Origin of the sequence: Promicromonospora sp. NPDC060204, from assembly GCF_042728455.1 — a bacterium.
Classification (GTDB): Bacteria; Actinomycetota; Actinomycetes; order Actinomycetales; family Cellulomonadaceae; genus Promicromonospora.
The window spans coordinates 1-18702 of record NZ_JBHWZO010000116.1; the positions used below are offsets into that span (position 1 = coordinate 1).

Consider the following 18702-nt stretch of genomic DNA (forward strand, 5'->3'; position numbering starts at 1 on the left):
GCCCAATGGCGGGGTAGAAGCGCACCTCTTGGCGCGTCAGCGTCAGATGCCTACCGCCGTGCGGATCGGGCCCATCAGGAAGTAGACGAGGAACAGCGCCGCCGCGACCCACAGCAGCGGGTGGATCTGGCGCACCTTGCCGACGGCCAGCTTGAGCAGCACGAACGAGATCACGCCAGCCCCGATGCCGACCGTGATCGAGTAGGCGAACGGCATGAGCACCATGGTGAGGAACGCGGGGATGGCGACCTCGAGGTTCTTCCAGTCGATGCCGGTCACCTGGACCACCATGAGGAAGCCGACGATCACGAGCGCGGGCGTGGCCGCCTCGTGCGGCACCACCTCGACGAGCGGCGACAGGAACGTGGTCAGCAGGAACGCCACGCCGGTTGTGATGGCGGCGAGGCCGGTCCGGGCGCCGTCGCCGACGCCGGACGCCGACTCGACGTACGCCGTGTTGGACGACACCGAGCCCATGCCGCCCGCAGAGGCGGCGATCGAGTCGACGATCAGGATCTGCTTGGTCCGCGGCGGGTTGCCCTTCTCGTCGAGCAGCCCCGCCTCGCCGCCGATGGCGACCATGGTGCCCATGGTGTCGAAGAAGTCGGCGATGAGGAGCGTGAACACCAGCAGGACCACGGCGAGCAGGCCGATCTTCTCGATCGACCCGAAGAGCGAGAACTGGCCGATCAGCGAGAAGTCCGGCAGCGCGACCACCGAGTCGGGCAGCGCCGGGACGTTGAGCGACCAGCCACTCGGGTTGTCGTCGGTGCGCTTGCCGATCTGCCCGACGGCCTCGATGACGACGGCGAGCACCGTGGAGGCGACGATCGCGATGAGGATGCCGCCGCGCACCTTGCGCACCATCAGCACGGCGGCCAGGAGCACACCGAACGCGAAGACGAACAGCGGCCAGGCGCCGAGCGAGCCACCCATGCCCAGCTCCGTGGGCGTCGACAGGGAGGCGGGGATGCGCACGAAGCCGGCGTCGTACACGCCGATGAAGGTGATGAACAGGCCGATGCCCACGCTGATCGCGATCTTGAGCTCGCGGGGCACGGCCTTGAACACGGCCTCGCGGAAGCCGGTGACCACCAGGATCAGGATGACGATGCCTTCCAGCACGACGATGCCCATGGCGTCGGCCCAGGTCATGCCCGGCAGGGCCGCGACGGAGAACGCGACGACGGCGTTCAGCCCGAGCCCCGCAGCGAGCGCCAGCGGGAAGTTGGCGACCACGCCCATGAGGATCGACATGACGCCGGCGACGAGGGCGGTCGCGGCGGCGATCGCCGCCTGGTCGCCGCCCGTGGTGCCGCCGCCGAGGAACTGCCCGGTGCCGTCGGGCACGCTCCCGAGGATGAGGGGGTTGAGCACCACGATGTAGCTCATCGTGAAGAAGGTGACGAGACCGCCGCGGACCTCCGTCCACACCGTCGACCCGCGTTCGCTGATCTTGAAGAACCGGTCGACGGCGCCCCGCGCCTGGGCCTGGTCGTGAGCCATGGGTTCGATGTCCCCTTCGTTACCTGGTGTTGGCCGGCTAGCTGCCGCGCACCGCAGTCTGGAGCATCTCTTCCACGGAGCGCACCTTGGTCAGCACGTATTCGGCACTGAGGTGGTGGAAGTCACGGTAGACGGGGTGACTGACATCACCCACACGGCAGGTCTGCGTGTCGCAGGTCTCCGACCAGACGCCGTCCCACACCTGGACGTCGTACCTGTCCCAGACCTCGGCGCTGATGCGGGGCAGGTCGCCGTTGGAGCGTTCGGCGTCCGCGCGCGGCATGCCGCAGTCGCCCAGCGCGGACCAGGGCCGGGTGAGGCACTCGAGCGGGTCGACGTCGAGCTGCGGGTTGTCCTTGACCGCCACCACGGACGGGGACACCTCGGTGAGGTGCGCGAACAGCTCGTCGTTCGCCCGTTCCCAGGTGCTGCGCACCTCGTCCTCGGTCATCAGGGTGCCGTCCTCGTGCTGCATGCGGTCGCCGTAGATCTGTGCCTGGCTGACGACGACGACGTCGGGCCGCAGGTCGTCGACGACGCGCAGAGACTCGGCCTGGAAGCCGGCGCACGGGCCACGGTCGGTGGGCTGCTCGACCTTGACCTCGGCGGCGGGGCAGCCGTGCCGCCAGCGGACGGCGAGCCGCAGGCCGGCATCCGCCGCGGCGGCGTCGAAGGCGGGGATCCAGTGCATGGTGTGGGAGTCGCCGAGCAGCAGCACGGTGGTGGTGGCGTCGACGTCGCCGAGCAGGCAGACCTCGGTGCCCGACGTCGTCTCGGTGGTGTCGGTGCACCCGTACGACGCCGGTTCGGCACGGGTGGCGACGGCGGTGGCGTACGGCTCGCGCTCCAGCACGGCGCTGGTCGCGACCCGGGTGCCGACCGTGAGGCCGCCCACCGCGAGCCCGATCACCAGGGTGACCGCGGCGGTGCGGCGCCAGGACCGCATCGCGCTGCTGAACCGGATCGGGTTCTCGACCCAGCGGTAGGTCGCGAACGCGGCGCCGAGGGCCGCGACCGAGGCGAGCACCTTGATCCAGACCGCGTCGTCCTGCACGGCTGCCGTGGTGAGCACCACGAACGGCCAGTGCCAGAGGTACCAGGAGTAGGAGACGTCGCCGAGCCGCTGCAGCACCGGCAGGTCGAGCACGCGGTCCACCCACGTGCCGGGCGCGGAGACGCTGCCCGCCGCGAGCACGAGCAGTGCGCCGCCGACGGGCAGCAGGGCGACCGTGCCGGGGAACGGGTCGGTCTCGCGCACCACCGCGAACGAGAGCGCGAGCAGCGCGAACCCGGCGGCGCCGAGCAGCGCCCGCAGCAGGGCCGGACGGAGGCGGGAGAGCTCGGCGAGCCGGCCCCACGGCAGGGTCGCGACGAGGGCGGCGCCCGCGAACTCCCAGGCACGCGTCGGCAGCACGTAGAAGGCCCACTCGGGGACGGCCGCCGTGAGCCACACCGACGTGGCCAGCGAGACCACGAACGTCCCCGCGAACAGGAGCTGCAGCATGCGGCGGGCCGGGATCCGGGTGCGCCGGGCCACGGCGACGGCCAGCAGGATCAGCAGCGGCCAGAAGATGTAGAACTGCTCCTCGATGCCGAGCGACCAGGTGTGCAGGTACGGGCTCGGCGTGACGGAGTCGGAGAAGTAGTCCTGCCCCTGGTACGGGAAGAGCAGGTTGGAGACGAACAGCATGGCCGACGCGCCGTGCCATGCGAGACGCCCCCAGACCAGGGGCGACAGGATCAGGAGGCACGCGGCCAGCGTGACCGTGACGACCAGCGCGAGGGCCGGGACGAGGCGGCGCATGCGGCGGGTCCAGAACTCGACGAGGTCGACGGACCCGCTGCGGTCCACCTCACGCAGCAGCAGCGAGCTGATGAGGTAGCCGGAGATCACGTAGAAGACGTCGACGCCGGTGAACCCGCCGGGGATCGCGATCCCCGCGTGGTAGACGACGACGGCGAGCACCGCGACCGCGCGCAGCCCGTTGATGTCGGTGCGGAACGCGTGCCCCGTGCCCGGTGCCGCCGGTGCCCGGCCGGCCCCGCCGCGGGGCTCGGAGGGTGGTCCGGAAGGTCGGTCGACGGCGGTCGTCGCCTGGGCCATTTTTCTCCTGCTGTCGTTCCGGGCGGGTGCTCTGCTCCGTCACGTGTCAGACGCACAGGTCACCCGGGGGACCTGTACGTCTGACACGCGCACTCATGCGCGCGTCACACCATAACGGGCGCATCTGGCCAGGTTGCCCCGGTATCGGGGAGGGTCTGGGGAGAGTGTTCGGCGCTCCGTCAGTCGAGGAACAGGTGCGAGCAGACCAGCACCGGTGCCGTGGCCGTGCCGCCGTCGACCACGCACCCGATCGCGCCGCGCCGCAGCTCCTCGTTGACGAGGTTCTCCTGGTGCGACGGCGAGTCCAGCCACGCCTGCACCACGGTCTGCGGCGGGTTGGCGGTCCGGCTGAGGTTCTCGGCCACGAGCCCGCCCGGGCAGCTCTGCCGCACGGGCGGCAGCGGGGCGTGGGTGAGCTCCGGTGCGCCGATCAGCGCCGCGGCCCGCTCCACCGCCACCGGCTGGAGGCAGTCGTCGTGGTCCAGCTCGGCCACGCCCACCTGCGCACGGGCCGCGTTCACGCCGTCCTCCAGGGCGGCGGCGTACTGCCCCGGGTCGGTGAGGTCCACGTCGCCGGGCGCGGTCCAGGTCGCCTGCGGCGTCGCCGTCAGCTCCGGGCCGGCGTCCCGCCCGGTGAGGTCCGAGCAGGCCGTGAGCAGCGCCCCGGCGGTCACGAGCGTGACGGCGAGGCGGATCGGGTTGCGGGGCACGACGACGATTCGACACGACGCGCGGGCCGGCCACAACCGCGGCCCGCTCCCGGGGGACCCGGAGGTTCCGCGCGTCAGGCCAGGAACACGTGCGCGCAGATCATGACGGGTGCCGCGGGGTCGCCGCCGTCGGGCACGCAGGCGACGGCGCCGCGGGTCAGGTCGCCGTTCAGGATGTTGGCGCGGTGGCCCTCCGAGTCCATCCAGCCCTGCGCCGCCTCCGCGGGCGTCCACCCGCCCTTGGCGAGGTTCTCCGCGACGGCCGTGGTCGGGCAGACGTCGAAGATCGGGCCGAGAGGCGCGTGCGCCAACTCCTGACCGACCAGTGCCTGGGCCCGCTCCAGCGCGACGTCGTACGCGCAGTCGTCGTGGGCCAGGGCAGCCAGCCCGTTCGCCGTCCGGTGGCCGTTGACCGCGCCCTCCAGCGCCTGGGCGTACTGCACGGAGTCGGTCAGGTCGGGTGCCGCGCCGCCCGTTCCACCCGCACCCTCGCCGGAGCCCGTGCCGCCGGAGCCGGCACCACCCCCGGATCCGGCACCGGTCCCGTCGCCCGCTCCCGGGAGCGGCTCGCGGTCCTCGCCGCGCGACGCCGAGTCGCTGGGCGCCGGCTGCACGTCCACGGCCGCGGACTCCTGGGCATGCTCGCCGTAGATGGCCCCCACCGACGTCGGGTGCGGGGACGGCGCCCGCTCGACCGGCACCGCCACGCCGACCACACCGGGCGCGATCCCCGGCGCGGGCATCGGCTCGGCGCCGGGATCGAGCAGGCCGGCGCACGCCGTCAGGCAGACGCCGACCGCGACGGCCAGCGCGCCGAGCGCCAGTGACCGGGGCCCGGAGAACCGGGGCGCCAGGGCCCCACGCGGAGCGCGCCCGGGCTGAGCCACGGACGACGTCGGACGGGGTGCTGGGGACACAAGCCGGGACAATACCGGCAATCACGATGGTATGGAATGCCTGAAAAGTCTTATCAGTGCGAACAAAGACCGGGCACCGGCCATCACCGCTCACACAATGCGCCAAACCCGCCCGGATGAATTCTCCGGCGCATATCCTGGCGATCGGTCGATTCGGGTCGCACGCGGTACATTCATCGCATATTTTTGCGGGGCACAGCGACCACTTGTCAGTCGAGCAGCCGAGGTTTCCCCACATGTCCGGAACGAGTACGACTGGCGCGCCCTGGAACGACCATCGCCTCGCCTTCGTGGGCGGGCTACATCGCAGCGGTACCGCCCTTGTGGCCCGCATCATCGGTTCCAGCCACGACGCCTCCGGACTCACCGGAACGGGCGCCCCCATGGACGAGGGACAACACATTCAGGACGCCTATGTCGGCGGTCTGGGTAATACATCCCAATGGTCGTTTCATCCGCAGGCGCACCTGACCGAAGAAGACGCGCAACGGACCCCGGACGCGGCGGCGCGCCTCTGGCAGAGCTGGTCGCCCTACTGGGCCCTGGACCGCACGGTGCTCGTCGAGCGGTCCACGCCCAACCTCACGAAGATGCGCTACCTGCAGGAGGTCTTCCCGCGGGCGCGCTTCGTCGTCGTCACCCGGCATCCCGTGGTGCAGGCGCTGGCGGTGCGCAAGTGGGCCACCCGGACCCGGGGCCGGTTCACGTACGGGTTCCCGCGGCTCGTCGAGCACTGGGTGCACGCGCACGACGTCTTCGCGCAGGACGCGCTCCACATCGAGAACCTGCTGGTGCTGCGGTACGAGCACCTGATGCGCGAGCCCGCGCGGGAGCTCGACCGGGTCGCGCGGTTCCTGGACCTGGAGCTCCCGGACGCCGGCGTCCGCGCCGTCGACGCGGACGGCGGCAACCGCTACGCCGAGCTGTGGGAGACCGGCGGCCGCGGCCACCTGGCGGGCCGGGTCCGCAACCACCTCGCGCACATCGGGTCACGTCGTGGCACGCCCCGGGGTGACCTGGTGCGCGACGTCACCGACGTCGCGCTGCTCCCCCGCTACCGCAGTGTGGTCGGCGAGCACCTCGGCGAGCGGATCCGCGCCCACGGCTACGACCTGGACGTGCTGGACCGGGCGGCCCCGTGGGCCCCGGCGCAGGTGGGCCCGACGGTGGACGCCCGATGACCGGCGGCCCCCGCGTCGTCTTCGTCACCGGCCCCGAGCGCAGCGGCACGAGCACGCTCGCCGGGGCGCTGCGCCAGTTCGGGCTCACCGTCCCGCGCCCCGAGGTCGAGCCGGACGCCGCCAACCCCCGGCGCCCGTCGGAGTCGCGGTGGGTGGTGGACCTCCACGAGGCCCTGCTCCGGTCGGCCGACGTGCAGGCCACGGACCCGCGCCCCCTCGCCTGGCACCTGGTGGACCGGGCGAGCGCCGAGGCGGACGCGTCCGGCGGGATCGCGGCCTGGCTCGCCGCCCGGACCGCGGAGCACGGCGACCTCGTGATCAAGGACCCGCGGCTGCTGTGGTTCCTGGAGCACTGGCAGCGGGCGGCGGCCGCCGCGGGCGCCACGGCGTCGTGCCTCACCGTGCTGCGCCCGCCCGGGGAGATGGCGGGCAGCATGGTCACCGACCACCGGGACTGGCTGGTGGACCGGCTGGCCGGGTGGGTCAACGTGATGCTCGGCACCGAGCTCGCGACCCGGGCGACCCCGCGGGCCTTCGTGCGCTACTGGGACCTCATCCACGACTGGGACGGCCCGGTGTTCGACGCCGCCACCGCGCTCGACCTGCCGATGGTCGACCCGCACGACACGAGCGCCGTCGAGCGGGTCGACGCCTTCGTCGACCACACGCTGCACCGGGTCGAGGTCAGGTGGGACGACATGCCGGTCCCCGCCCCGCTGCGTGCCCTGGCGAACGACACCTGGGCCGCCCTCGACGCCCTTCCCGACCACGACGACGCCGTGACCCGGGCGGAGTTCGACCGGCTCCGCGCGCTGTACCCGTACGTGCACCGGAAGGTCACGACGTCGCCCGCGCGGCGGATCGCACGCATCGTGCCGCCCGCGGTGGTCCCGCCGTCGGTCCGGGCGAGCATGGCGGGCATGCTGCGGCGCGCGCCGTACGCCGGCTGACGAGAACGCCGGCACCGGGGTCGATCACATGGCGAAATAGTCGCCGCATCCCACTGCTCCGACCGGCCGCCTCGCCCGGCGTCGTCCGGGCGGACCACGTAATCTCAACGGGGATGAAGCCTGTCCAGATCCACGCGGTCCGGTCTCGTCGCCGCGTGGTGCCGCGGTGACGGCGACAGCCCCGGGGCCCGGCCTCGGCAGCAGGGCGGCACGCGGCGGTGTCCTCACCCTCACGGGCCAGGCCTTCCGTTTCCTGATCCAGGCCGCGGCACTGGTCGTCCTGGCGAGGCTCCTGTCGCCGGACGACTTCGGCATGGTGGCGATGGTGCTGGTCATCGTCGGCATCGGTGAGCTCGTGCGGGACTTCGGCCTGTCGAACGCCGCCGTCCAGACCCCGTCGCTCTCCCGGGCGGAACGCGACAACCTCTTCTGGCTGAGCCTGCTGCTCGGCGCGGTGCTGGCCCTCGCCGTACTGGCCCTGGCGCCGCTCGTCGCCGCGCTCTACGGCCAGCCGGAGCTGCGGCAGGTCACGCGGTGGCTCGCGATCACGTTCGTCCTCAACGGGTTCGCTGCCCAGTTCCGCGCCGGCCTCACCCGGGACCTCCGGTTCGGCGCTGCGGCGGTCGTCGAGGTCGCGGGGCCCCTCGCCGGGTTGTCGACGGCGATCCTGATGGCCGTCGGCGGCTGGGGCTACTGGGCACTGGTGGGCCAGGAGCTCGTCAAGGCTCTGGTGCTGAGCGTCGGCCTGGTCGTGGCGGCACGGTGGTGGCCGGGCCCGCCCCGGCGCGGCACATCGGTCCGGTCGTTCGTGCGTTACGGCGGCTATCTCATGGGCACCCAGATCCTGGGGTACACGAGCCGGAACATCGACACGCTCGTCGTCGGGGCGCGGTTCGGGGCGGCGGTGACGGGCCTCTACAGCCGCGCGTACCAGCTCATGGCACTCCCCGTGACGCAGCTGAGCTACCCGACGACGCGGGTGGCGCTGCCGGTCCTGTCCCGGCTCAACGACGATCCCGACCGCTACCGCACGTACCTGCTCCGCGGCCAGCTGCTCCTGCTGCACGCGGTGGTCCCGCTGTTCGTGCTCACGGGTGTGCTCGCCGAGCCCGTGATCCGGGTCGTCCTGGGCGCCCAGTGGGACGAGGCCGTGCCGATCTTCCAGGTGCTCGCCATCGGCGGCGTCTTCGACGGGGCGGCGCTGGCGACGATGTGGGTGTTCCTGTCCACGGGCAGGACGCGGGCGCAGCTGTTCCTCGCCCTGACCACCCGGCCGCTCATGATCGTCGCGGTGCTGGTCGGGTCGCACTGGGGCGTGGTCGGGGTGGCGGCCGGATACGCCGTCTCGACCGCCCTCTGCTGGCCGGTCGGACTCGTCTGGATCGCGCGGGTGACGACGGCCCCGGCCCGGGACCTCTTCTGGAACGGGGCACGCGCGATCGCGGTCCATGGCTGTGCCGGAGCGCTCGTGTGGTGGACCCTCGGCCGGACGAACCTGCCCGATCCCGTGGTCCTGGGCCTCGGCGTGCTCGTCATGGCCGCCTGGTTCGCCCTGACCTGCTGCGTCTGGCCCCGGCTGCGCCGGGACGCCCGCGAGCTCTGGGCGACGAGAAGACAGCTCGCCCGGGTCGCACGTCCGGCGACGACGAGGAGTGTGGTCTCACCATGACGATCGCCGACCGCGCGCGTCGTCTGCGCCGCCTGCTCGGCGCGCGCGCCTACCCGGTCCGGTGGGCCGACCTGCTGATCGCACGGGCGGCCGGGCTCGCGCGCGGCGCCCGCGGGCACGAGCGCGCACACGTCCTCGTCGCGCCCCCTCGGGCCGCGAACATCGGCGACCAGGCCATGGTCGAGAGCTTCGCCGCCCTGCTCGACGGGCCGCTCGTCGTGATCGACCGCGAGGACGCCGGGACCCTGCCTGTCATTCCTGCCGCGGGTCCCGTGCGTCTGGTCCGGCTCCCCGCACTGCTGTACGGCCTGGGGCCACGCCACCTCGCCGACGTGTGGCGCTTCGGCAGGCTGGTCGCGGCCGCCCGGTCGGTATCCGTCTTCGGCGCCGACACCATGGACGGTGCCTACGCCGCGCGCTCGTCGGTGATGCGGTCCCGGTGCGTGGAGATCGCCGCCCGGGCGGGCCGGCCGGCCCGGGTGCTGGGCTTCAGCTGGAACGCGACCCCCCGCAGGGCCGCACTGCGCGCGCTCCGCGCCGCCGACGCCGCGGGCGTGCGCCTGATGTCACGCGACCCGGTGTCGGCCGCCCGGCTCCGTGCACACGGGTTGCGCCACGTCGAGGACGTGGCCGACCTCGTGTTCGCCGACGAGCGGCTGGACCCCGGCCCCGCGGACCAGCTGCTGGCCGGGCTGGGTGCCCGGCCGGTCGCGCTCGTCAACGCCAGCGGCATGATCGGGTCGTGGTTCGACCAGGTCCCGGACTACTGGAAGATCGTGCAGCACCTCGTCGACGCCGGCATGTCCGTCGTCCTCGTTCCTCACGCACACCGGGTGTCCGGCGACGACGTCGCCATGGGCACCGCGGTCGCGGAGCTGTTCCCCGACGAGCGGGTCGTCGCCATCACCGAGCTGTGGAGCCCGGCGGCGGTCCGGGCACTCGCGGCGAGGGCGTCCGTCGTCGTGAGCGGCCGGATGCACCTCTCGGTCATCGGTCTCTCGGAGGGGGTCCCCGTCGTCGTGATGTCGACGCAGGGAAAGGTCGCCGGCCTCCTGCGCCTGTTCGACCTCGAGGACAACACCATCGAACCCCACGAGGGCATGGGCGGTGCGGTCAACGACGTGGTGAAGCGGGTCCTCGTGGACCGCGACGAGGTGGCACGAGCCATCCGGGCACGCCTGCCCCTGATCCGGGCGCTCGCGCGGAGGAACGCCGCGGACCTGTGAGGATGCCTAGCGGACGCGGCCCAGGACGTGGCGGTAGACCTCCGCGTGGCGCTCCCCCACCGTGGCCCAGTCGCGGTCCCGGAGGTCGGGTGCGGCGCCCGTACCGACGACGTGGGGGGCCCGGTCGATCGCGTCCTCCAGCACCCGCGGCGTGAGTTCGCCGTCGAACAGCAGCACCCAGTCCGGTCCGACCTCCTCCCGGAGCGCCTCCGACGCCGGGGTGCGCGGCACCAGGATCGGCCGGTCGAGCGACAACGCCACCAACGCGACCCCCGAGTTGTGCAGCTCGCGGTACGGCAGGACGACAAGCTGCGCCGCGGCGACCTCGCGGGCGAGCTCGTCGTCGGGCACGAACACGAGCGACAGGCTCACGCGGGGGTCTCCCGAGGCCCGGACCTCCACCGCGCGGCGCATCGTGTCGTCGACCGGCCTGCCCACGACGCGCAACGACAGGTCCGGACGCGGCGACGCCCGGAACGCCTCGATCAGCCCCTCGACACCCTTGTACGGCCGGATCAGCCCGAACTGCAGGACGCGCCCCGCCGTCGGCTGCCTCCCGCCCGTCGCGAACCGGCCGCGGTAGTGGCCGTGCAGGATCACCGACCCCTCGGCCCCGGGCGGCAGGACCGTCGCCGGGTTGAGCGCTATCCAGTACGCGCTGCGCCGGTCGACCACGTCGAGCAGCCGGCGCTCAGCCGGGGCACCCGGCTCGTGCGGGGCGAGGTTGTGGGCCGTGCGCACCACCGGTGTGCCTGTGACGCGGAGGCGGAGCAGCAGCAGCCTCGTGAGACCGCGCTTCACCAGCGAGCCGAACCGGGTCCGATGACGGACGAGGAACTCCGGCCAGTGGATCTGGAACACGTCGTACGAGCCGAGGAGCGCGCGCGGCCACGAGAAGGTCCGGACCGACACCTGCGGGGGTGCCCCGGCGATCATCTGGTCGACGTACCTGGTCCTCTCGTCCGGCGGACGGAGGGTGTGCAGCACCCTGATCGCCCTGGGCGGCTCCGCGCGGGCGGCCGAGCTCACCCGTCGTCCTTCGAGCCGCTCCGGATGGCCGGGGCGCCCACGGTCACCGATGTCCCCCGCTCGACCGGCAGGAGCGGACGCCGCGGGCTCGCGGCCGTCCCCTCGGTGGGCGGCGTGCTCGCGACCCGCCCCGGACCGGGCCACAAGCGGGGCCGGACGTGCCGGGGAGGCGCGCCGTCGACCTCGTCGCCAGGCGGCACGCTCGGTTCCGAGCCGTAGCCGTAGTAGCGATAGCTCCCCTGTTCCTCGAGGGGCAGCCGGTTGACGATGACGCCGTGCGCACCGGTGCCGGCCTTCGCGAGCGCGTCGAGTGCCTCCGCGAGCTGGTGCCGGTGGGTCAGGCCCGCGCCGACCACGATCACCGCCCCGCCGGCCAGCTTCGCGAGCACGGCTCCGTCCGTGACCGGCAGCAACGGCGCGGTGTCGATGATGACGGCGTCGTAGCGCCGCTCGAGCTCGCGCAGCACCTGCGCCATCGCCAGGGACCCGAGCAGCTCGCTCGGGTTCGGCGGGACCTGCCCGGAGGCGAGGACGCTCAGGTTGCGGTTGCCCCAGGTCTGGACGGCGTCGTCGATCGTCGTGCGACCGATCAGAACCGTCGTCAGGCCCACGGCGCCCTCGAGACCCATGTACCTCGAGACCGACGGCCGACGCAGGTCGGCGTCGACGACGACGACCTTGGACCCCATGTCCGCCAGCGTGATCGCCAGGTTGATACAGGTGGTCGACTTGCCCTCACCCGGCAGCGCCGACGAGACGACGAAGGTCGGGGAGCTGCCGCCGGCCTCCAGGAACTGCATGTTCGTCCTCAGCCTGCGGAACGCCTCGGCACGGGGGCCCTGCGGGCTGCCCTGGATGATCAGCGGGTGCTCGACCGCCTCCTCCTCGAAGGCGATCGCCCCGATGACCGACACGTCGGTCATCGCCTCCACCTGCGCCACGGAACGGATCCGGGTGTCCAGCAGGTCACGCAGCACCGCGGCCCCGAAGCCGACCAGCAGGCCGAGTGCCAGTCCCAGCGCCAGGTTGAGCGCAACACGGGGCGAGACGGGATGTGTCGGTACGACGGCTTCCCGGACGGTGCTGATCTGGACGGGGGACTCCTGCGCCTCGCCCGTCTGCTCCAGCTCCTGCACGACCGTGGCCAGGCTCTCGGCGACGGCATCGGCGATCCGGGCGGAGCGGTCGGGTGACTCGTCCGTGACGGTGAGAGTGATGAGCACCGTGTCCGGCGGCTGATCGGCGACGACCCCGCTCGCGAGCTCCTGCGGCGTCACCCCCAGCCCGAGCTCCTCGATGACCGGCGACAGCACACGCGGACTGGTCGCGAGCGCCGCGTACGACTGCACCTGCCGACCGGTGTAGGCGCTGCCCTGCACCAGGTCGTCCACCGACGCTCCGCCACGCACGGAGACGTACACCTGCGCCACCGCCTGGTAGGTCGGCGTGGCCAGCACGGAGGCCAGCGCGGCGACGCACAGGCCCACGACCACCGCCGCGGCGATCGAGAGCCACCGCTTCCGCAGGATCCCGATGTACTCCGTCAGTCCCATGGGCAGCCCCCTGGTATTCGGGTCGAGAGATGAACAGGTGAAAAAGAATGAATGCGCAGCGAGCATATGGAGACTAACCCGCTGATCTCTGCCGCGCGCCCTGAGCGAGCATTCGGACGCGACCCTTATTAGGGTGGCGTCCATCTGGTTGCGGAGGGATATTTTCGAACCGCCGCACCTCATGATTAACGATGTATTTCCCGCAGGCTCCGCAGGCCGAGAAAACGGAGGCGTCGAATGAGTCCCGTTCCGGGCGGCACCCGCCGCGTGTCCGTCGTGCTGCCGACCTTCAACCGGGAGGCGACGCTGGGCGCGGCGATCGCCACGGTCCTCGACCAGACACTCCCGGTGCACGAGCTGCTGGTCGTCGACGACGGGTCGACCGACGGCACCGCGCCGCTGGTCGAAGCGCTCGCTGCACGCGATCCCCGGGTCCGCTACCTCTTCCAGGCGAACTCAGGCGCGACGGCCGCCCGCAACCGGGGCATCCTCGAGGCGACGGGTGACCTGATCGCGTTCCAGGACAGCGACGACCTCTGGCGCCCGACCTTCGTCGAGAGGCTCCTCCCCCATGTGGGACCCGACACGCTCGTCTTCGGGTCGCACGTGCTCCACGACCAGGACGGCAGCCGCCGGACCGTCCCCCCGCGACACGTCGTCACACCCGGCACGGTGCTGCGGCGGGGCAACGTGGCCTCCACCCAGACGATGGTCGCGGACGCCGCGCTGCTGGCACGGGTCCGGTTCGATCCCGGGCTGCGCCGGTTCCAGGACTGGGACCTGTGCCTCACGGTCCTGGAGACCGCCGGGGCGAGGATCGTCCACGTGCCCGACGTCGTCGCGGACGTGCACCGCCGCGCCGACAGCATCTCGGCAGGTTCGGCCGCGGTACGCGACCAGGCGGTTCGCGCCGTCTTCCGCAAGCACCGCCGGCAGTTCCTCGGCGACCCCACGGCGTTGGCCCGCGTGCTGCTCCGGGGCTGGGTGCGCCCCGCGATCCGGCCCGCCGGGCGGAACGCACCATGACGGTCCTCGAGCGGACGGGCGCGACCCGGCCCGATCTCCGCGCCACGGGGTCCGCGCGGGAGCAGCGCCTGATCACCGCGGCGACCGTCGTGCTCGTCGTCGGGATGATGATCAGCTTCAAGCTGACGGGACGCTTCGCCGTCTCGAACGTGGCCCAGGCCGTGGCGCTCGGCCTGCTCCTCACCGCGCACCCCCGCCTCCTGCGCCCCAAGGACGTCGGCCTCTTCCTCCTGGCCCTCGGGTCCGTGGCCGCCGCCGCGTACTCGGTCTCGGCCGTGTACGGCTACGTCATCCAGGTCGAGCACACGCTGTTCTTCGCCCTCGTCGGGCTGCATCTCGTCGCGGTGTACCGGCTGTGCCACGACCACGGGCAGGGTGCGGCCTTCGCGGAAGGACTGCGCCGGGCCATCCCGGTCGCGCTGGTCCTGGTCGTCCTGCTGCTGGCCGTCGACCTGGCTTCCGGCGACGCCCGGCGACGTCTCGGGTTCGATGACAAGTCGCACGCCGCGATCGCGTTGTGCTTTCTTTCCTTCGCCTCTCTCAGGTTCCTCAGAACACCATTACGAATCATCATTTCCCTGGCGTTCTTCGTCATCAGCCTGCTGACGATCTCACGCCTGCCCTACCTCTTCACACCGGCATATCTCATCGCCTTCGTCCTCGAATACCGACGGATACGTTCGTACGCCATTCATGCCTGGCAGGTCTACGGGGTGCATCTGGTGCTCCTGACGGCCGTCTGCGCCCCCGTCGTCGTCGCCGTGCGGGCCGGACACTATTTCGACTCCTTCCGCCGGGTGTTCGAGCAGAACGACGTCACGAACAGGTCCAACGACGCCCACCTGCTGCTCCTCGGGTACGCCGGGCAGCTCAAGGTCGAGAACATCTGGAACTTCCTGCTCGGCGTCACCCCTGGCGGGTTCTCCGGTGTCACCTACCGCAGCGACGTCGACGTCGGAGAGTTCGCCGCCGCTGATCCCGCCGGCTTCCGGAAGTTCGTCACGGGCGAGGCGCCCATGCACTCGACCGTCGGGTCGGTGATCCTCGAGTTCCCCCTGTGGATCGCGCTGGTGTTCCTCGCGCTCGTCGTCGTGACCTTCGTCCGGCTGGCACGACGGCGCGAGGCAGCGATGTGGCTCTATGCCGCCTCGCTGCTCGGTGCTTCCGTCTTCTACTCCAGCCACAACGAGGTGCACTACATCGCCTCGTGGACAGCCCTGATCGCGGTCGCGTTCAGCCGCCCGCCGCTCTCCGACCGGGACCGGCCGATCCGCACGGGAGCCGCATGACCAGCGAACCGCCTCACATCTTCGCGTGGCTCACGGGACAGGAGGACAACGTCGGGGACTCGGCCCTGCGGCGTCCGTACCTCCGCGCGCTGGCCGACGCCGGCGACGTGACAGTCTGGTGCGGCGACCCCGGCTCCGGGTACTCCAGAGGCCTGGACCTACCGCGGGACGTGACTGTGGCGACCAGCTACCTCCGCTGGTGGGCCGCGTTCGTGTCCTCGGCCGTCAGGAGACCGACGGTGCTGGCGTTCAACGCCGGCGAGTTCGACGTCACGAAGATGTACCTGATCGGTGTCGTCACGCTCCTCCCCTGGCTGCCCCTGATCCGGGCACGGGGAGGCGGCGTCGTCTGGGCCGGAGCTGGGATCCGCCGCCGCCGGGCCGGCCTCATGTGGCCGTTCCGGGTCCTCGCCCGCCTGGCGGACCCGCTGACCTGGCGCGACCGCGGTTCGGCCGAGCTCCTGGCACCGGCTCCGATCGTGCCCGACTGGGCGTTCGGACTGCCCCGCGGCGGCCTCCTCGAGGAGGACCCGCCGCAGCAGGCGCGGGACTGCGTGGTCGTCTCCCTCCGGTCGGACCGGCCGATGCCGACGCACGACTGGATCTGCGCGGTGTCCGGCTTCGCTCGACGGGTGGACGCCTCCGTCGTCGTCGTGGCACAGGTGCGGCGCGACGACGACCGGGCCCGGCACGTCGCAGGGCTCCTGGGCGCGACCTGCGTCGGCTGGTGCTCGGACGACCACGCCGACCAGGAGCTCCGGCTCCGGCAGGTCTACCGGCGCGCGCACGCCGTCGTCTCCGACCGCCTGCACGTCCTGATCCTGGCCGCGACCGAGGGCTCCGTACCGCTCGGCTGGTGCGAGCAGGCCACCGCCAAGATCGATCGCCACTTCGACGTCGTCGGGGCCGAGTGGGTCGGCGCGGGCCGCCACGACCCGACGGCCGAGCTCGACGCCCTGGACCGGGCCGGGCTCGCGGACCTGACCCGCCGGACGGCCGCCGTCGTCCCCGCGGCGGCCGCCCGGGTCCACCAGGTCGCACACCGCATCCGCGCCGTCGTGACGTCTCGTGCGGCACGGAGGCGCTACACCACATCCAGCCGCCGGACCTGATCAGCGGCCCGGCCGGGCAGCGGCACCAGGCAGTACGGGTGCTGCCGGTAGAACCGTGCCGCGGAACGGAACTCGTTGCGCCACGCGGCGACGGTGAGGTTCCGCCGCGTCTCGCGTCGCCACCCGTGGGCCCAGCGGACGTCGCCGTTGATCCGCACCGGCAGGCCTGCGGAGCGCATCCGGAGCCCCAGGTCGTGATCCTCGTAGTACAGGAAGTATCCCGGGTCCCACCCGCCGATCCGCAGAAAGTCCTCTCGCGTTATCGCGAGGGCCGCGCCCATGACCCATGCGACGTCGATGACCTCTGACGCCTTCGCGAGCCGCACGTATCCGGGGTCGTCCCAGCCGAGCAGGTGCCGCACCTTCCGGTGCAGGTACGGGATGCCTCGGCCGTTCTCCTGGAGGGAGCCGTCGGCGTTGACGAGCTGGGGTGCCACGATCCCACCCGTCTGCCGCACCTGGTCGGCAAGCGTCGCGATGCCGTCCGGGGTGACGGTGACGTCGGGGTTGCAGAAGATCAGCACCTCCCCGTCGGTCGCCGACGCACCCACGTTGTTGGCCGCGGAGAAGCCCTGGTTGGAGTCCAGCGCGACGACCTGCGCCCCGAGCCGGCGAGCGACCTCTCGCGAGTCGTCGGACGAGCCGTTGTCGACCACCGTCCACTCGTAGGGCACGAACCGGTGACCGGCCCAGAACCGCTCCAGGGCGCGGGCGCTGTTGTACGAGACGGTGATCAGGCTGACGGCGTCGGGTGACGTCACGAGGTTTTTCTCCTTGTTGGTCGGGCCGGTCGGTCGCTCAGGAGGACCCGCTGGGAGAGACCACCTCGCGTGCCGTCCGCAGAATGATCCCGATGTCGCCCAGGAGGCTCCAGTTCTCCACGTAGTAGAGGTCGAGCCGCGTGCCCTGGTCGAGCGACAGGTCGTTGCGGCCGCTCACCTGCCAGAGCCCCGTCAGTCCCGGTTTCACGAACAGCCGGCGCCGCAGGGCGTCGTCGTACTGCGCCACCTCGAGCGCCACCTGCGGCCGCGGCCCGACCAGGCTCATGTCGCCCTTGATCACGTTGATCAGCTGGGGGAACTCGTCCAGCGAGTACTTGCGCAGGAACCGGCCGAGCGTCGTGACCCGCGGGTCGGCCTTCGGCTTGTAGAAGACGCCGACGTCGCCGTCGAGCACCTCGGCGAGCTCCCCCTCGGCGCCTTGTCGCATCGACCGGAGCTTGAGCAGGGTGAACGGCCTGCCGTGCCGGCCGATCCGCTGCTGCGTGTACATCGCGGGGCCCGGGCTGGTCAGCCGCACCAGCGCGGCCAGGACGGCCAGCGGCGCGGTGACCACGAGCAGGATCAGTGTGGCGACGACCACGTCGAAGACCCGTTTGAGCGCGTGCTGCAGGCCGGTGTAGCCGGGCGGGGAGACCTGGACGACCGGCACGCCGTCCACCGGCGTGACCACCAGGCGCGGGCTCGCGACGTCGGCGAGCGCCGGCACCACCATGAGCTCGGCACCCGTGGGCTCCAGGTCCCACGCCAGTCGCTTGAGCGCCTGCGGCGTGGCGCCGTCGGACGCGGTGACGGCGACGACGTCGGCGTCGTGGGCGCGCGCGGCGTCCGCGGCGTCCGCGATGCTGCCGAGCACCGGGACGCCGTCGACCGGTGAGGGCATCCCGGGACCTCCCGGGAGGCAGACGCCGACCACCCGGAACCCGGCCTCGTGGGCGCGCTCCACGCGCCGGCACAGGTCGACGACGGCGCCGCGTGCGCCGACCACGAGGGTGCGCCGCTGGAACTCGCCCCGGGCACGCTCCCGGTGCAGCCGGTGCGCGAGGACCCGGCGGCCGACCACGACCAGCACGATCCCGATCGGGAGCGCGACGGCGACGTACGACCGCGCCAGGTCGAACTTGACGAGGTAGCAGACGATCGCGGTCAGCCCGAAGAGGCCGACCGTCGCGCGGGCCGCCCGGAGGTACTCCTCGGACCCCGAGCCGAGCACGCGGGGGCTGCGGGAGCCGGCGAGGCCGAGCGCGAGCACCCAGGCCTCGGCGAGCACCACCGAGATGAGGACGTACTGGCCGCCGCGCGGCTCGAAGAGGTCCACCTCGGTGCTCCGGTCGAACCGGAGCACGTACCCGAGGCCGACCGCGGTCGTAACGGCGGTGACGTCGACGAGGAGTGCACGCCGGACGATCACGCCCTGCCACGGTGCTGCGGGTCCCCGGCGCCGCGCCGGCGCCGTCATCGGGACGGGAGAACGGTTGTCGAGGGTCAAGGCCCACTCCTGGACTGGGGGTCCGAGATGTTGGAGTCGGCGCCCACATGTAGGCGCCGAAGCGCCCGTTGGCGTTGAGCACCTGCCCCACCAACGCGTACATGCCGTAGAAGAACACCTGGGGCAGACACCACAGGGCGAACACGGTGGCCATCTCGAGCT

15 protein-coding genes and 1 pseudogene are annotated in these 18702 nt (G+C 72.2%); 7 read left to right on the plus strand and 9 right to left on the minus strand.

Features of this window, described 5'->3' with window-relative positions; translation table 11 throughout:
- Positions 1-42: 42 nt before the first annotated feature.
- The 4 genes from ACFWEJ_RS15725 to ACFWEJ_RS15740 form a co-directional block, all read right to left on the minus strand.
- Entirely contained in the window at positions 43-1506 is a 1464-nt protein-coding gene (locus ACFWEJ_RS15725) for an NCS2 family permease (protein ID WP_377230144.1), read from the minus strand.
- A 37-nt stretch (positions 1507-1543) separates the two neighbouring features.
- Positions 1544-3610 carry an acyltransferase family protein gene (locus tag ACFWEJ_RS15730; RefSeq protein WP_377230145.1) on the minus strand — a complete coding sequence of 689 codons (2067 nt, stop codon included), beginning with the start codon at positions 3608-3610 and terminating at the stop codon, positions 1544-1546.
- A 179-nt stretch (positions 3611-3789) separates the two neighbouring features.
- Positions 3790-4320 (minus strand): CAP domain-containing protein, encoded by a 531-nt coding sequence (locus tag ACFWEJ_RS15735; RefSeq protein ID WP_377230146.1) that lies wholly within the window; start codon positions 4318-4320, stop codon positions 3790-3792.
- A 74-nt stretch (positions 4321-4394) separates the two neighbouring features.
- The gene (locus tag ACFWEJ_RS15740) at positions 4395-5237 is read right to left on the minus strand and encodes a CAP domain-containing protein (RefSeq protein WP_377230147.1); all 843 of its coding nucleotides are present in this window, start codon (positions 5235-5237) and stop codon (positions 4395-4397) included.
- A gap of 236 nt (positions 5238-5473) precedes the next feature.
- On the opposite strand from ACFWEJ_RS15740, the gene ACFWEJ_RS15745 reads away from it, so the two are divergent.
- The 4 genes from ACFWEJ_RS15745 (at position 5474) to ACFWEJ_RS15760 (ending at position 10263) form a co-directional block, all read left to right on the plus strand.
- On the plus strand, positions 5474-6418 hold the full coding sequence (locus ACFWEJ_RS15745) for a sulfotransferase family protein (protein ID WP_377230148.1): 945 nt from the start codon (positions 5474-5476) through the stop codon (positions 6416-6418).
- Positions 6415-7368 carry a hypothetical protein gene (locus ACFWEJ_RS15750; protein WP_377230149.1) on the plus strand — a complete coding sequence of 318 codons (954 nt, stop codon included), beginning with the start codon at positions 6415-6417 and terminating at the stop codon, positions 7366-7368. The genes ACFWEJ_RS15745 and ACFWEJ_RS15750 overlap by 4 nt, the downstream gene beginning before the upstream one ends.
- A 166-nt stretch (positions 7369-7534) precedes the next feature.
- The gene (locus tag ACFWEJ_RS15755) at positions 7535-9037 is read left to right on the plus strand and encodes a lipopolysaccharide biosynthesis protein (RefSeq protein WP_377230150.1); all 1503 of its coding nucleotides are present in this window, start codon (positions 7535-7537) and stop codon (positions 9035-9037) included.
- Complete coding sequence (locus tag ACFWEJ_RS15760) at positions 9034-10263, plus strand: polysaccharide pyruvyl transferase family protein (protein ID WP_377230151.1); 1230 nt, start codon at positions 9034-9036, stop codon at positions 10261-10263. The genes ACFWEJ_RS15755 and ACFWEJ_RS15760 overlap by 4 nt, the downstream gene beginning before the upstream one ends.
- A 6-nt stretch (positions 10264-10269) precedes the next feature.
- On the opposite strand, the gene ACFWEJ_RS15765 is transcribed toward ACFWEJ_RS15760, so the two are convergent.
- Both ACFWEJ_RS15765 and ACFWEJ_RS15770 read right to left on the minus strand, forming a co-directional pair.
- Positions 10270-11292: a glycosyltransferase gene (locus ACFWEJ_RS15765; RefSeq protein ID WP_377230152.1), complete on the minus strand. Its 1023-nt coding sequence runs from the start codon at positions 11290-11292 to the stop codon at positions 10270-10272.
- A complete protein-coding gene (locus ACFWEJ_RS15770) occupies positions 11289-12845 on the minus strand; it encodes a polysaccharide biosynthesis tyrosine autokinase (RefSeq protein WP_377230153.1) in 1557 nt (518 codons plus the stop codon). The genes ACFWEJ_RS15765 and ACFWEJ_RS15770 overlap by 4 nt, the downstream gene beginning before the upstream one ends.
- Positions 12846-13082: 237 nt before the next feature.
- Here ACFWEJ_RS15770 and ACFWEJ_RS15775 point away from each other — a divergent pair, with 237 nt between their 5' ends.
- From ACFWEJ_RS15775 to ACFWEJ_RS15785, 3 genes are read left to right on the plus strand one after another with little or no spacing between them, the layout of a single operon-like run.
- Positions 13083-13871: a glycosyltransferase family 2 protein gene (locus ACFWEJ_RS15775; RefSeq protein ID WP_377230154.1), complete on the plus strand. Its 789-nt coding sequence runs from the start codon at positions 13083-13085 to the stop codon at positions 13869-13871.
- Positions 13868-15160: a hypothetical protein gene (locus ACFWEJ_RS15780; RefSeq protein WP_377230155.1), complete on the plus strand. Its 1293-nt coding sequence runs from the start codon at positions 13868-13870 to the stop codon at positions 15158-15160. Before ACFWEJ_RS15775 ends, ACFWEJ_RS15780 begins: the two co-directional genes overlap by 4 nt.
- Positions 15157-16272 (plus strand): polysaccharide pyruvyl transferase family protein, encoded by a 1116-nt coding sequence (locus tag ACFWEJ_RS15785; RefSeq protein WP_377230156.1) that lies wholly within the window; start codon positions 15157-15159, stop codon positions 16270-16272. The genes ACFWEJ_RS15780 and ACFWEJ_RS15785 overlap by 4 nt, the downstream gene beginning before the upstream one ends.
- On the opposite strand, the gene ACFWEJ_RS15790 is transcribed toward ACFWEJ_RS15785, so the two are convergent.
- From ACFWEJ_RS15790 to ACFWEJ_RS15800, 3 genes and pseudogenes are all read right to left on the minus strand, one after another.
- Complete coding sequence (locus ACFWEJ_RS15790) at positions 16245-17033, minus strand: glycosyltransferase family 2 protein (RefSeq protein ID WP_377230157.1); 789 nt, start codon at positions 17031-17033, stop codon at positions 16245-16247. The two genes, ACFWEJ_RS15785 and ACFWEJ_RS15790, sit on opposite strands and share 28 nt — an antisense overlap.
- 37 nt (positions 17034-17070) lie before the next feature.
- A complete protein-coding gene (locus ACFWEJ_RS15795) occupies positions 17071-18540 on the minus strand; it encodes a sugar transferase (RefSeq protein ID WP_377230158.1) in 1470 nt (489 codons plus the stop codon).
- Positions 18541-18577: 37 nt separating this feature from the next.
- Positions 18578-18702: pseudogene (locus ACFWEJ_RS15800) on the minus strand (lipid II flippase MurJ); the annotation flags it as partial.